General features: G+C 66.7%; 10 protein-coding genes, 1 tRNA gene and 1 pseudogene. 9 read left to right on the forward strand and 3 right to left on the reverse strand.

Annotated features, from left to right (window positions below; all coding sequences use genetic code 11):
* Positions 1–228: 228 nt before the first annotated feature.
* The gene (locus CCS01_RS26325) at positions 229–1137 is read left to right on the forward strand and encodes a L,D-transpeptidase family protein (protein WP_239992405.1); all 909 of its coding nucleotides are present in this window, start codon (positions 229–231) and stop codon (positions 1135–1137) included.
* Between the two features lie 17 nt (positions 1138–1154).
* Here the strand turns inward: CCS01_RS26325 and glgP are convergent, their stop codons facing one another.
* Entirely contained in the window at positions 1155–2858 is a 1704-nt protein-coding gene (glgP, locus tag CCS01_RS26330; protein WP_104521741.1) for an alpha-glucan family phosphorylase, read from the reverse strand.
* Between the two features lie 366 nt (positions 2859–3224).
* On the opposite strand from glgP, the gene CCS01_RS26335 reads away from it, so the two are divergent.
* Together CCS01_RS26335 and CCS01_RS26340 are read left to right on the forward strand one after the other, a co-directional pair.
* Entirely contained in the window at positions 3225–3758 is a 534-nt protein-coding gene (locus CCS01_RS26335; RefSeq protein ID WP_104521742.1) for an NUDIX hydrolase, read from the forward strand.
* 118 nt (positions 3759–3876) lie between these two features.
* Positions 3877–4680, forward strand: a complete 804-nt coding sequence (locus tag CCS01_RS26340) for a glucose 1-dehydrogenase (RefSeq protein WP_104521743.1) — start codon at positions 3877–3879, stop codon at positions 4678–4680.
* 203 nt (positions 4681–4883) lie between these two features.
* Here CCS01_RS26340 and CCS01_RS26345 read toward each other — a convergent pair.
* Positions 4884–4976 (reverse strand) — tRNA-Ser (locus CCS01_RS26345).
* Between the two features lie 130 nt (positions 4977–5106).
* The gene (locus CCS01_RS33220) at positions 5107–5445 is read right to left on the reverse strand and encodes a hypothetical protein (RefSeq protein ID WP_146101973.1); all 339 of its coding nucleotides are present in this window, start codon (positions 5443–5445) and stop codon (positions 5107–5109) included.
* 76 nt (positions 5446–5521) lie between these two features.
* Here CCS01_RS33220 and CCS01_RS26355 point away from each other — a divergent pair, with 76 nt between their 5' ends.
* From CCS01_RS26355 to CCS01_RS36240, 6 genes and pseudogenes are all read left to right on the forward strand, one after another.
* Positions 5522–6694, forward strand: coding sequence for an acyl-CoA dehydrogenase family protein (locus CCS01_RS26355; RefSeq protein WP_104521745.1), 1173 nt, complete (start codon positions 5522–5524; stop codon positions 6692–6694).
* Between the two features lie 291 nt (positions 6695–6985).
* Positions 6986–7318, forward strand: coding sequence for a cupredoxin domain-containing protein (locus CCS01_RS26360; protein ID WP_158258613.1), 333 nt, complete (start codon positions 6986–6988; stop codon positions 7316–7318).
* Positions 7319–7422: 104 nt separating this feature from the next.
* Positions 7423–9360, forward strand: a complete 1938-nt coding sequence (gene thrS / locus CCS01_RS26365; protein ID WP_104521747.1) for a threonine--tRNA ligase — start codon at positions 7423–7425, stop codon at positions 9358–9360.
* 113 nt (positions 9361–9473) lie between these two features.
* Positions 9474–9995: a translation initiation factor IF-3 gene (gene infC, locus CCS01_RS26370; protein WP_104521748.1), complete on the forward strand. Its 522-nt coding sequence runs from the start codon at positions 9474–9476 to the stop codon at positions 9993–9995.
* Positions 9996–10196: 201 nt separating this feature from the next.
* Positions 10197–11282: a malate/lactate/ureidoglycolate dehydrogenase gene (locus CCS01_RS26375; protein WP_104521749.1), complete on the forward strand. Its 1086-nt coding sequence runs from the start codon at positions 10197–10199 to the stop codon at positions 11280–11282.
* 2117 nt (positions 11283–13399) lie between these two features.
* Positions 13400–13654 (forward strand): annotated as a pseudogene (locus CCS01_RS36240) (BPSL0067 family protein); the annotation flags it as partial.
* Positions 13655–13706: the final 52 nt, after the last annotated feature.

The following is a 13706-nucleotide window of genomic DNA, read 5'->3' on the forward strand; positions in this document are numbered from 1 at the left end:
CTTTTCGGTTGCGGGCCCCTCAAAGGGGCCTTTTCGCAACCGGCCAAGGCGCAAGAGAGTGCCGCTGCGCAGACGCGAGCGACATGCGCCCCAACGGCGAAGAACATACTCCCGGAAATGTCGAACTCTGACAGCCACCCCGGCAGAGCCGGGGGTTCTCCCCGGGGCAATAGGGATACGGCGATTGCGCGGTTGATCGATATCAACGTGTCCGCCTGGGAACCTGCCATGATCGGGGGCCGCTGCTGGGGAGCCGATATTATCGTCGAATCCGCGCGCCGTTGCGTTTCCGGCCTGATGCTGGTGACCGGTCTGCTTTGCCTCGTTGGTCCGGTGCCGGCTTGTGCCGACGCGCCCCGGCCGCCCGCCGCCTCGCCGCCGTATGAGGCCAGCATCCAGACCGCGCCGCCGCCGGTATCAACGGCAACGATAGACGCCGCGTTCATGCAGCTTCGCCGGGCGCTGATCCGGCAGGTGCCGCGGGCCATCGTGTCTTTGCCGCCCCGCCGCATGAAAGATCTGCTGGCCCGCACGCGTGCCGCGCTCAAGGCCGATCGGCTGGCGGTTGTGGGGCCGACGCTGCTGGTGGTGGTCGACCGCAACCCGGCGGCGCAGCTGCTCGTCATCATCCTTGCCCGTCCGGATCGAAACTGGCAGATGGTCGGCGGCGGCCGCGTCTCCACCGGGCAGGCCGGGCGGCATGGCTATTTCATTACGCCGACCGGGGTTTTTCAGCACACGGATGCCATCCTGGATTATCGGGCCGAGGGCACGTTCAACGAAAACCATATCCGCGGCCTTGGCCGGAAAGGCATGCGGGTCTGGGATTTCGGCTGGGTCACCGCCGTCAAAGGCTGGCGCAGCGACGGCGAAACCGGCGAGATCCGCCTGTTGCTGCATGCGACCGATCCGGACCTGCTGGAGCGGCGGCTTGGCCATCCCGCCTCGGAAGGATGTGTGCGGATCTCGGCGGCGATGAACACGTTTCTCGATAAATACGGCGTCCTGGATGCCGATTACGAGGCCGCCGCCGCGGACGACCCCAGCTACGAAGCCGTTCTACGGCCGGACCGTACGCCGACCGCGTTTGCCGGGCGTATGCTGGTGATCATCGATTCGTCCATGCCGATGTCGTAGCGTCCGCAACAGTTGGGTCAGCGCAGATAGGCTTCGCTGGCGTAGCGCCGCATCATGCGCTGGCTGTTGAAGTAGTAACCGATGTTGCCGATGCTCTGCCGCATCATGTCGCGCCACCGGTTCGTATCGCTGTAGTAAAGTGGCAGGACGACCTGCTCCAGCCTGGCGTAGAGCAGGTTGGCGTGGTTGTCCGCCGCGGCCGCATCATCCTCGGTTCCGATGGCCCAGCCGTTGACGCCTTCCACGCAGGCCTCGGCCCACCAGCCGTCGAGCACGCTGAGGTTCAGCACGCCGTTGAGCGCGGCCTTCATGCCGCTGGTGCCTGACGCCTCCATCGGCGGCAGCGGGGTGTTCAGCCAGACGTCGACGCCGCTGACCATGACCTGTGCCAGCCGCATGTCGTAATTCGGCAGGAAAACACAGGTGATCCGGCCGCGAAGCTGCTGCGTCAACTGCACCAGGCGGCGGATGGCGGCCTTGCCTTCCTCATCCCTGGGGTGGGCCTTGCCCGCCAGCACGATCTGCAGCGGATGCCGCGCGGCGATCGCCGCCACCCGCTCGACATCCGAGAACAGCAGCAGGGGGCGCTTGTAGCCTGTCATTCTCCGCGCAAAACCAAGCGTTGCAATGTCGCGCTCCAGCCGGATGCCTGTCAGCGCGTGCACGTGCCCGACAAGCTCGGTCTTGGCGGTCAGGTGGCAATCCCACAGCCTGTCGTTGGGAAGCTGCATGGCGCGCACGAGGATTTCCGGCTCATGGTGCCAGTTCGGCCATGTCTCGCTGTACAGCTTGGCAAAGGCTGCGTGTGTCCAGAGTCCGACATGCACGCCGTTGGTGATGGCGTGAACCCGGTATCCGGGGAACATGTGGCGCGTCGTTTCGGCGTGGCGGCGCGCCACGCCATTCGTATAGCCAGACAGGTTCAGGGCGAGTTGGGTCATGCTGAGCTGCGTGCTTCCGGCGATCTGCCTGAGTTCGTCGATATCCACCAGGTCGTCGGCCATTGACGCGAACAGTTCGTACGAAAATCGATCCTGGCCGGCCTCGACCGGCGTATGGGTCGTGAACACGCAGCGTTCCCTGACCTCGGCCAGGTCGTACAGCGGCTCCCCCGGCCGCACGTCTTCCTCGGGGAAGCGGTATCTGTTCAGCAGGTCCAGCGTGAGGAAAGCCGCGTGTCCCTCGTTCAGGTGATAGGTATGAAGGCGGAAGCCCAGGGCCTGCAGCAGCCGCATGCCGCCAAGGCCGAGGATCAGTTCCTGCTTCAGGCGGTACTTTTCGCCGTCGCTATAAAGATAGTGCGTCAGTTCGCGATCCTCGGGCAGGTTCTGTTCCAGGTCGGAATCGAGAAGAAGGATCGGTATCGTATCGCCGTGCGGGCTGGTGTGGACATAAAGCCAGGGGCGGACCCAGACCGCGCGCTGCTCGATCCGCAGCGCCACCATGGCGTCGAGCGGCTTGCAGAATTGCGCCGGGTCCCACCAGTCCGGGTGCTCGACCTGCTGGCCGTCGGCGGCGATTTCCTGCCGAAAGTATCCTGCCCGGCTGATCAGGGTCACGAACACGACCGGAATCTGCAGATCCGCACAGGATCGCGCCGTATCGCCGGCGAGGACGCCGAGCCCGCCGGAATAGGTGCGCATCTCGGGGTGGATGGCGATTTCCATCGAGAAGTAGGCGATATGCGTCCGGTCGATGAACCTTTTCAGAAGCTGAGTCATTGCGCTTCCGTTCCTGGTGTGCGGTTTTTCATGGAGGTGCGGCAGGGCCATCATGCTTTACTTCGATGTTGCCGGGAAGCGGGGGGTCTTTCAAGCGAGAGCCTGGTTGGTTGAGCGGGCTTTCGGACGCCGGCGCTGCATGGCGTTCGTGGATTTGTGCGTGGTGGCGATGCTGTTCCGGCGTGGTGCCTCCGCCGGGAGAGGCACCACCCCGACCCACAGCCACTCCCAAACTCCAAGCCAGACAGGCTCCGACATCCCGTCTGGCCGCCGCGGCGCGGTCTCGATAGAGTTCCGGCGCCGGTTGCCGGCCGTGCCGCATGAACGTCTCTTGCCTGTCCTCGCCGCCGAAATGAGTTTTGACCGATGCCGATTACCGGAGCCAGGCCGCCGACGTTCGTCGATACCGTCTGGCAGCTTGTCTATCGCTGCATTTTCCCGCTTGCCCGAACCTGGTGGCGGCTGAGCGGGGCGCGGCATGAAGGCGCGCTCGTTGCGGTTCATGTCGGTGACGCGGTGTTGCTGGTGCGCGCGTCATACCGGTCCGCATGGTCGTTCCCGGGCGGCGGCATCCGGCGCGGGGAAACGCCGGCGGCGGCGGCCCGGCGCGAGCTGATCGAGGAACTAGGGCTGACAGGCGGCCACTTGACACCCGTCGGCACGGCGTGCGGCCGATGGGACGGGCTGCGCGACCGGGTGCATTTCTTCGACCTGCGGCTGGACCAGCTGCCGCCGCTGCAGCCTGACAACCGCGAAATCGTTGCGGTCCGGCTGGTGCCGGCCGCGGATCTGCGCGGCCTGCCGCTGACAGCGCCGGTGATCGCCTATCTGGACGGGTCTGTTTCGCCCGATCATCGATGCGGGTGCCACGACCGGGCCTCGGGCGGCGCCGGTGCGTGACGTGACCGGAGCGGCTGGCGATACCGTTACTTGGCCGTCGTGGAGCCGCCGCGCGGTTGACTCGTCCCCGGTGATGCGGGTCACTGCATCCATCCGTCCAGGCACAGAAGGAACGCCAATGAATCGTCTCGATGGCAAGGTTGCCCTGATCTCCGGCGCGGCGCGCGGCATCGGCGCCGAAACCGCCCAGCTGATGGCGAAGGCCGGCGCCAAAGTCGTCGTCGGCGACGTGCTGGATGAACCGGGGCAACGGACCGTCGCGGCCATCGAGGCCGCCGGCGGCCGGGCGGACTATACCCACCTGGACGTGACGAAAGAGGCCGACTGGACCGCCGCCGTCGGCCTGGCCACAGGCCGGTTCGGCCAGCTCGATATCCTGGTGAACAATGCCGGTGTTTTCATCGGCAAGGGAATCGAGGAAGTCAGCCTGGCCGAGTGGGAGAAACTGGTGGCGGTGAACATGACCGGGGTTTTCCTCGGCACCCGGCTGGCGGTGCAGGCCCTGCGCGAAGCGGCCCGGTCCAGCGAGCACGGCAGCGCCATCGTCAACCTCGCCTCGGTGGCCGGCATCGTCGGCTCACAGCTCGATCCGCTGTACTCGATGACCAAGGGCGGCGTGACGCTGTTCACCAAGTCGGCGGCACTGGAATTTGCGCGCAAGGGCTACCGGGTCCGGGTGAACTCGATCCATCCCGGCGTGATCCAGACAGAGATGGGCGAGCAGACGTTCGTTGCCCGTGCGCAGCGGTCCGGCGGCAACGACACCTCGGCGGTGCGGCAGACCGTGACGGAGACGGTGCCGTGGGGGCGGCTGGGCGTGCCGATGGACATCGCCAAGGGCATCGTGTTCCTGGTCTCGGACGACGCCGGCTACATGAATGGCGCCGGGCTGATCGTTGATGGCGGCATGACCGCCACGTAACCGCCGCCGCTTGCGTGAACCGGCCGGTGACGGCGCGAGGCGACGCGGCCGCGCGTGCGCCAACCACCGCGGCGGGCATGACGTCCTGCCCGGGCTGGAGATGCAGCCCGGCCGACGCGCCGGGGGCGCCTGCACAAGCTGTAATCGGGCCTGCTGCCACCCTGTCATCCCCGGGTGGAAAAAATCGAGCAAAATCAATGAACTGGCGGAGGGGATGAGATTCGAACTCACGGTACGGGTTGACCCCGTACAACGGTTTAGCAAACCGCCGCCTTCAGCCACTCGGCCACCCCTCCGCCGGAGGAACATCCCCGGACCAATGGTCCGGACACGGCGTTTGCACCCCCCTTCTAAGCAACCCCCGCGCCGCGGTCAAACCCGAAAGTTAACTCAACCCGAACTATGGATAAGCCTCGCGCTTTTTGCCTACCGCCCGGTCTGCAGGCCGAGGCGCTGGTCGCCGGCACGGCGTTCGATGCCGGCGAGCCGCTCACCGCCGCCGGCACTTGATCGTTTATTTCGCCTCAGCCCCGTGGCCATGTCACACGCGACCCGATGGTGCATACCAGCCCGGCCAGGCGCAGCAGCGATTTTGTGGCGCATCCCGAGCAGATCGATGCGCTTCATGGACCGATGCCCGGGCGCGCCGGCAAGCCGGTCGTGTTGGCCGGGAACAACGGGCCGCTCCACGTCCGCACGCTGCCACAGGCCGCCCTTGCCGATGCCGATGGTGCCATCGACAAGGCGGCCGGACACCTGAACCAAGAACGGGCGGGCATTCCGTTGGCCAAGTCGCGAATCTCTGCTTAGCATCCGGCGCATCCGTTCCAGGGAGGCGACAATGCAGCTGCAACAGCGCGCGGCGGACGACTGCGAACGCTACCTGACCGCAATCCGCCGACTGGCTCCCGCCATCGAGGCCGCGCGCGACCGGGTCGAGCACGAACGCCTCATTCCCGGCAAGCTGCTGGACTCGTTGCATGCCGAGGGCCTGCTGTCGCTGTGGCTGGCCCGCGCCTTCGACGGACCGGAGTTGTCGATGGTGGATTTCATCCGCGTTATCGAGGCGGTCTCGGCGCTGGACAGTTCCATCGGCTGGTGCACCTGCATCGCCGCCGGCTACGCGCGCCTCTCCGGCTTCCTGGCCGAGGACGCCGCGCGCCGGATCTTTTCTGGGCCTCGTCCCGTGCTGGCCGGCACCATCGTGCCGACCGGCACCGCCCGCCGCGCCGATGGCGGCTGGCGCGTCACCGGGCGCTGGGCCTTCGGCAGCGGCATCCGCCACAGCACCTGGGTGCTGGGCCTGTGCACGGAAGACGCCGGCGAGCCGCAGGCGTCCGGGCCGAAACCGTTGCGCCTAGCGCTGTTCCCGGCGGAGCAGGCGACGGTGATCGACACCTGGGACGCCATGGGCCTGCGCGGCACGGGCAGCCACGACTACACGGTCGAGGACTTGTTCGTTCCGGATGAATACACGAGTCCCGGGCTGGGGGAGCACCCAACGCAGCCCGGCGCGCTGTATGCCATGCCGCTGCCCTCAGTCTTCGTCATGGCGATCTCCAGTGTCATGCTGGGCATCGCGCGCGGCGCGCTCGACACCTTCGTTGCGATGGCAGGGCGCAAGCGGGTCACCACCACGGGCGGCCTGCTGCGTGACCGGGCCGTCGTGCACGATGCCCTCGGCCGGGCGGAGGCGCAGTTGCGCGCGGCCCGCGCGTTCCTGCTGGAAGTGGCGGACATGATCTGGACGGTCGCGGTGGCGGGCGAAACCCCGTCGCTGCACCAGCGCGCCCTGGTGCGGCTGGCCTGCTGCCAGGTGGCGGTCGCGTCGAAAGCGGCGGCGCAGACGGCGTTCGACCTGACCGGCGGCGGTGGCGTCTACGCCGCAGCCGGGCTGGAGCGGCGCGTGCGCGACATCAACACCGCCGGCCAGCATGTCGCGCTGCACACAGTGTTTTTCGAGCAGGCCGGACGCGTCCTGCTGGGGCTTGATCCGGGGTCGTACCGTTTCTGAGCCGGTTTGCGCGCCTGCTGCTGTCAGCGGCACGGCAGCCCGGACGGCGCGCGATCGTCTCCCGCTTGTCATGGTTGGGCGTGCCCGGGCCATCCACCCGCCGGCGGAGCCAAACGGGGGCGATGCCACGCGCCTTGGTCCGTGCCAGCCGGGGGATACGCCCGGGTAACGCTACCCGGACACGGGCTTGCATGCCGGGTGATGCACCCGATCTGTCAGCGGATCATGAGATTGCTTCCCTGCCTCCTGGCCGCCCTCGCGTTCGCACCCGCCGCCCGGGCGGCAGGGCCAGTGGCCGACCCGTGGGCCAACGCCCGGGTGGTGACCGAGGTGATGGTGGACAACAGCTTCGAGCCCGACCACCTGACTTTCCACAGTGGCCAGCCCTATGCGCTGCACCTGGAGAACCACGGCAAGGAGATGCATGAGTTCACCGCGCCGGGCTTCCTGCGCGCGGCGACGATCCGCAATCTCGGGCGCCTGGCCAACGGCGGCACCGACATCGTCGTGCAGCCCGGCCAGTCGGCCACCGTCTTCCTGATTCCCGGCCGAAAGGGCCAGTACGACCTGTACTGCGCCGATCATGACTGGGACGGGATGGTCGGCAGCATCACGGTGGACTGATACCAGCCCTCCGGCACGCCAGCCGTCCGCACCAAAGGGTTGCGGTGCCGCCGCGCCTCGTCCTAGACACCCCCACTTGTTTTCCAGCAACAGGACCGCTGCCCATGCCCGCCATCACCCTGCCCGACGGTTCCGTGCGCCAGTTCGACGCCGCGGTCACCGGCACGGACGTGGCAGCCGCCATCGGCCCCGGCCTCGCCCGCGCCGCGCTGGCGATGAAGCTCGACGGCAAGCTGGTCGACCTCGCCACCCCGATCGACCACGACGCCGCGCTTGTCTTCGTCACCCGCCGCGACCCCGAGGCGCTGGAACTGATCCGCCACGACGCCGCCCACGTGCTGGCCGAGGCGGTGCAGTCCCTGTTCCCCGGCACCCAGGTCACCATCGGCCCGGCGATCGACAACGGCTTCTACTACGACTTCGCCCGCAACGAGCCGTTCACCCCGGAGGATTTCGCCGCCATCGAGGCGAAGATGCACGAGATCGTCGCCCGCAACAGCCGGTTCGAGCGGCAGGAGATCGACCGCGACGAAGCCATCGCCTTCTTCTCCGACAAGGGTGAGAAGTACAAGGCGCAGCTGATCCAGGACCTGCCGGCGACCGAGACGATCAGCGTGTACCGCCAGGGCGAGTGGCTCGACCTGTGCCGCGGCCCACACATGCGCAGCACCGCCGACGTCGGCAACGCGTTCAAGCTGATGAAGGTGGCCGGCGCCTACTGGCGGGGCGACTCGCGCAACGCCATGCTCAGCCGCATCTACGGCACCGCCTGGCGCGACCAGAAGGAGCTGGACGCCTATCTGCACCAGTTAGAAGAAGCCGAGCGCCGCGACCACCGCAAGATCGCCAGGGAGATGGACCTGTTCCATATCCAGGAGGAGGCTGTCGGCTCGATCTTCTGGCACCCCAAGGGCTGGCGGCTGTACCGCACGGTCGAGGCCTACATGCGCCGCCGCCTGGACGCCAACGGCTACCAGGAAGTACGTACCCCGCAGCTGGTGGACCGCTCCCTGTGGGAGAAGTCCGGCCACTGGGAGAATTACCGGCAGAACATGTTCATCGCCGAGGTGGCGGACGAGGACAAGTTCCTGGCGCTGAAGCCGATGAACTGCCCGTGCCATATCCAAATCTTCCGCCAGGGCATGCGGTCGTACCGGGAGCTGCCGCTGCGCATGGCGGAGTTCGGCTCGTGCCACCGCTACGAACCCTCCGGCGCGCTGCACGGCATCATGCGGGTGCGGGCGTTCACCCAGGACGACGCGCATATCTTCTGCACCGAGGACCAGATCGCCGCGGAGACCGCGAAGTTCATCACCCTGCTGTCGCAGATCTACCGCGACTTCGGCTTCCCCAACTTCCGCGTCAAGTTCGCCGATCGGCCGGAGGCGCGGATCGGCAGCGACGAGGCGTGGGACCATGCCGAGGGTGCGCTGCGCGAGGCCTGCGCCATGGCCGGCGTTGAGTACGAGCTGAACCCCGGCGAGGGCGCCTTCTACGGCCCGAAGCTGGAATTCGTGCTGCGCGACGCCATCGGCCGCGACTGGCAGTGCGGCACCTTGCAGGTCGATCCCAACCTGCCGGAGCGGCTCGACGCGGAATATGTGGGTGAGGACGGCGCCCGCCACCGGCCGATCATGCTGCACCGCGCCATCCTGGGCAGCTTCGAACGATTCCTGGGCATCCTGATCGAGCAGTATGCCGGCCGCTTCCCGCTCTGGCTCGCGCCGGTGCAGGCGGTGGTGGCGACCATCGTGTCCGACGCCGATGACTATGCGCGGGAAGTCGCCGACGCCTTCAGCGCCGCCGGTCTCGCGGTTGAGACGGACCTGAGCAACCAGAAGATCAACGCCAAGGTGCGTGAGCACAGCCTGGCACACGTTCCGGTGCTCGCCGTCGTCGGCCGCAAGGAGGCCGAGACCCGTACGGTCGCGCTGCGGCGGCTCGGCGCCCAGGCGCAGGAGGTCGTTCCGCTGCATGAGGCCGTTGCCAGACTTGCATCCGAGGCAGCACCGCCCGACTTATTACCAAGCAAACTGGCTTGATTTTAAGCCGCTCTTCGGCTCAAACTGGACAACGATCGGCGGTATCCGCTGTGCGGCGCTGCCGTCGATCCCCTTAGAACAACCACAGGAGAACACCGATAGCACGAGGACCAATGGCCGCTCCGCCCACCCGCGACGGCCCCCGCGTAAATGAGGAGATCCGTATCCCCCAGGTACGACTGATCGATCAGGACGGTGAGATGCAAGGCGTCATGACGGCGCGCGAAGCCATGCAGCGCGCCTTTGCGGTTGGCCTTGATCTGGTGGAGATCAGCCCCAACGCCGATCCGCCGGTCTGTAAGATTCTGGATTTTGGCAAGTTCAAATACGAACAGCAGAAGAAGAAGAACGAAGCCAAAAAGAAGCAGAAGGTCATCGAGATCAAAGAGATCAAGGTGCGCCCGAACATCGATGAAAACGATTATCAGGTGAAAATGCGCGCCATGAAGTCGTTCATCGAGGAGGGCGACAAGGTCAAGGTGACGCTGCGCTTCCGCGGCCGTGAAATGGCCCACCAGGACATCGGCGTGCGGGTGCTCGAGCGCATCCGGGCGGAGATGGACGCGACCACCAAGGTCGAGCAGATGCCGCGGATGGAAAACCGGCAGATGGTGATGGTGCTGTCGCCGCGCTGATCCCGGCGGCCTGAAGGGGCGGTGGCGCCCCCTCTCTCCGTCATGGCCGGGCTTGTCCCGGCCATCTGCGCTACGATGGCGGGAGCAGCTAGCCGGGACCATCCCTGCCCCTGACGAAGAAGCAACGAGGCCGGGACACGCTGGTTTTCCCCGTTGGCCGCGCCATGTTAAGGCGGAGGCCAACAACGAGGAAACCGCCCCGTGCACACGATCTCCGCGCATGCGCTGCAAGCCGTCACCCGCCTGGTCGCTCGCCGCATGGGCAGCACAGATGCCGAGGCAGCCGAGGTGGCGGACCATCTGGTGCGGGCCAACCTGGCGGGACACGACAGCCACGGCGTCGGCATGCTGCCGCGCTACGTTCAACTGCTGCGTGACGGGTTGCTGGTGCCGAACCAGACGCCGCTGACGGTGCTGGACTCCGGCGCACTGCTGGTGATCGACGCCCGGCGCGGCTACGGCCCGCGCATGGCCGCCGACGCCGTGCGCCGCGCCATCGGCCGGGCACAGGAACTGGGCGCCTGCGTGCTGGCGCTGCGCAATTCCTCGCATATCGGGCGCATCGGCACCTATGCGGAGCTGGCCTCGGCCGCCGGCTGCGCCTTCACTGCCTTCGTCAACGTCGCGGACCATCACAACATCCAGACGACGTGGCAGGCGGCGGAGCCTCGGCTGGGCACCAATCCGTTCTGCGCCGCCGTGCCCGGGGCGGACGGTCCGGCGGTGCTGCTGGACATGGCGACGACGACGATCGCCGCCGGCAAAGCGCGGGTGGCCTACAACAAGGGCGTGCCGGTGCCGGATGGCTGCCTGATCGACGCCGCCGGCAACCCGACCAACGATCCGGCCGGCTTCATCCGCGACCATACCGGCGCACTGAAGGCATTCGGCATGCACAAAGGGTCGGGCCTGGCGGTGATGTGCGAGGTGATGGCCGCAGTGGCCGGCGGGCAGGGGGCATTCCATACGGCCAGGGGCGGCATCCTGAACTCCATGCTGGCGACGGTGATCGACCTGTCGAAGCTGGGCGACCCGGCAGCGATCGCGCGCGGCGTCGAGTCGGTGAAGGCGCACGTGAAGTCGGCCTGCCCGGCGCCTGGATACGACGAGGTGCTGGTGCCCGGGGAACCGGAGCGGCGGGCCGCGGCGAAGCGGATGCAGCAGGGGATCGAGGTGGACGACATCACCTGGCGGGAGATCCGCGCCGCGGCGGAGAGCCTGGGGATCACCGCGGCGGAATTCGATCAGGCGGCGGGGGCGGATTATAGCAAGCTGCAGGTCGGTTGAGACGAACGTGCCGGATCGGCAGCGACAGCCGGTGGAGGCACGGGTGCCGCAGCCCGGCGGCAAAGTTGCGCCCAGGCAATAACTGGCTGCGGCGTCGGCGGCCGATCGGCGATGTCGTATTGGCGGAAAATCCGCTTGGTCCACCACAGAGAAAGCGCGGAGGGCGACGAAGGGCCACGGAGACCGGACCGGGCTGGCGACAAGCCAACCTGGTCGCACCAATTCCGTGGCCCTCCGGGCCCTCCGCACTTTCTATCATGAAAATACGGTTCCGGACGCCTGGCCCCGCCGTCATGGCGGCCGCAGGGCCGCCATCCACGCCTTGCGATGCCGGTACCAGCAGAAGGCGTGGATGGTGGGCCTGCGCCCACCATGACGAGGTGGCACCGACCTCGCCTATTTTCCGCCATCGCGGTGCCGGCGCGCCGGCTGGCTAATACGGCACCCGGGAAATTCTGGCCGTTTTCCCGCGACAGTTGGCGCGGCCTGCGTTGGCCTGACGCGTTCGCCTGAAGAGCGGCGAAACCGGCAATGTTTCCCGGGAACCGTGTCATGCCCTTGATCGCGGCAGGCGGCGGATTGCTGGCCATGAACTTGGCGCCTTGGCGTCTTGGCGTTTCATTGGTGCGACCAACCCCACCGGCCGCCGGTGTTGCGCACCCATCACTGCCGGGAGCGGCTGCGCGGTTCCTGTCAGCGCCAAGACGCCAAGACGCCAAGATACCGGGGCACGCGCCGCCGTCCGGCTGGGTGGCGGCCTGTCATACGGCGTCCGGGAAACTCTGGCCGTCTTCCCGCGACTGTTGGCGCGGCCTGCGCTGACCTGACGCGTTGGCCTGAAGAGTCATGAAACCGACACTGTTTCCCTGGAACCGTATAATTCCGTGTTGAGAGCTGATCGGCCATCCACACACCGGCGCCGCCTCGACCCACCGAAAGCGACGGCCGATCCCGATGCCGCTCAACCAGACGGGCCACGGGAGCGGGCGGTGGCAGTGCCTCCCGCGGAACCGTCCGTGCTTGCTCATTCTTCCTTGATTTTCAACACGGAGAAGACGGAGGGCGCACGAAGCGCCACGGAGACCGGACCATGCTGGCTATGCGGGACCGGACACGCCGCATCCCTGAACTGGCGATCAAAGCGCATCGCAGCAGCGGCTGGCCTGTTCGAGGCGATTTATGCTTTGTACCTTTCGCACGGCCTGCGCCGTGTCATTGGCTGACTCGTTCACACCCTTCGTGGTCCTCGGTGGTCCTTCGCTTTCCTCCGCTTTGGAATCGGTCGCCAACCCAGGCTCTGCCGCTGCCTTGACGCGCCTGGGACTACAGTGCCGCTCGTTGCAAGGGCTGAGCGAATGGGGGCGGAATCTTCGGCGGCCGGTATTACTAAGGAGGGGGCCAATTCCACGCCACAGGGCGGTCCAGCATGCTCTTTTTCGTCAGAAGATCAGTGACTTGGCTTGACTGGATGGCGCCCCTTTGACCGCCTCCTTAGTAGCCGCTTGGCTCGGGCCCTGTCTGAACTTGGCGGCGAGGCTGTCGCTGTGCGGCCGATCCGCCCGCTGGTGGAGGCTACCCTGGCGCGGCTGCCGGCACTGTTCCACCAACGATACCCGCCGGCCCGGGGGCCTCGATCCCACCTGAGCAATTGCTGCAAGTCTTGCCGCTGCAGGCGTTCTTCGCGATCCGTTCAGAGCGGCAACCGATGGCTTGCCGAGGACCATCGCCGAATGCCGGCGGAACCTTGGGCCAGCTTCGCCCATGGCTCCGTCCAAAGCCAGCCAGGCCTACGATGCCGCTCAGAGCCTGAAAATCAATCGACTTCCGGCCGGAGCCGAAGGTGCTGCGACATACCGCAGGGCGGTTGGGACTCCCCTTGCCGGCGGACAGCGGCGGCATCGCCCTCTTCGGGCTGCGGCCGGAGCACCCGTCGCCCAGCGGCACCGCCGTGCCGAGCGGCAGAACGGCAGCGGCGTCGAACCACGGCGAGGAAACCACATTTGATCGATAGTGCAATATTGGCGAAATCGACATAACCTGCCCAGGATCGTTCCACTCAGGAGACATCAGCAATGCCATACGTGGCGGTCAACTATCTGACCAACCGGAAGGCTCCGATGGGGCAGTGGGCCTGTACACGAACGTCCGCATTGGGTCCCTATGCCGCCGAACCGCCCGCCGACAAAAGGGGAAACCCGAACTTCTGTGGCCAATGCGTGTCATTCGTCACGACGGTCTGCCCGACAATCCCGGTGAGCACGAGCCTCTGGAAGAAAGGGGAGCAGATCAAGGGCAGCAAGACCATCCTGCCCGGAACGGCCATAGCCACGTTCGGCAGTGATGAAAAATATTCCGGTCATGCAGCGGTCTACGAGAGTCAGACCTCACTTTGGCCTGAACGTCGTCGACCAGTGGGTCACGCCA

It is taken from the genome of Rhodopila globiformis (genome assembly GCF_002937115.1).
Taxonomy (GTDB): Bacteria; Pseudomonadota; Alphaproteobacteria; order Acetobacterales; family Acetobacteraceae; genus Rhodopila; species Rhodopila globiformis.